Here is a 783-nt window from a genome sequence, read left to right as displayed (position 1 = left end):
GTCTCCGCGGGCACCCGGGCGGTGGTGGTCGTCGGCGCGCTCGGTGCGGCGGTGCTCGCCGCCGCGGCACCGGCGGTCACCCAGATGTTCGGGGCCGTGGACGTCAGCGGCGACCAGCAGGCGATGGAGGCCCTGACCCCGACCCTCACGATCCTCGCCCCCGGCCTGGTCGGGTACGCGCTGGTGTTCCAGCTGTCGCGGGTGCTGTTCGCGATGGAGCGCACCCGCGCGGTCGCGTTCGGCGTGGCCGCGGGCTGGGGCGCGGTCCTGGTCGGTTCCCTGGTCGCGGTACGCGCCCTGGCACCCGACGGCGGCGACGGTCGGGCGACCCTCGTCGGGCTCGCGTCCGGCAACACCGTGGGGATGACCGTCGCCGGTGCGGTGCTCCTGGTGATCGTGAGGCACGTCGCCGGTGTGCAGTCGGTACGGGGGGTGACCCGCACCGTCTCGGTCTCCGGTGCGGGGGCGGTCGGCGGTGCCCTCGTCGGCAGGTGGGTCACCGACGCGGTGACGGTACCTGTGGTGTCCGGGGTCGTGGGTGGGCTGTGTGCGGCGGTGCTCATGGTCGCCGTGGTGCTGCTGCTGGACCGCGGGACCGCGGCGGGGGCCGCAGGGCGCCTGCGGCGGGTGGTAGGACGTGGCGGACGGGACGGGAAGGGCACGGTGCGGTGACCGGACGAGGACGGGTGCTCCAGGTGCTGGGCACGAGCGCGGGTGGGGTGGCCCGGCACGTGGCCCAGGTCTCCGCCGGCCTGCAGGCGCGGGGATGGACGGTCCGGGTGG

At 76.1% G+C, this 783-nt stretch carries 1 pseudogene; it reads left to right on the top strand.

What is annotated here, in order from left to right:
• Positions 1 to 672, top strand: a pseudogene (locus N869_RS18145) (murein biosynthesis integral membrane protein MurJ); the annotation flags it as partial.
• Positions 673 to 783 lie beyond the last annotated feature (111 nt).

Source organism: Cellulomonas bogoriensis 69B4 = DSM 16987 (assembly GCF_000767165.1).
Lineage (GTDB): Bacteria > Actinomycetota > Actinomycetes > Actinomycetales > Cellulomonadaceae > Actinotalea > Actinotalea bogoriensis.
The sequence above is the reverse complement of the archived record's forward strand: the minus strand, read 5'-3'. Positions and strand labels throughout refer to the sequence as shown.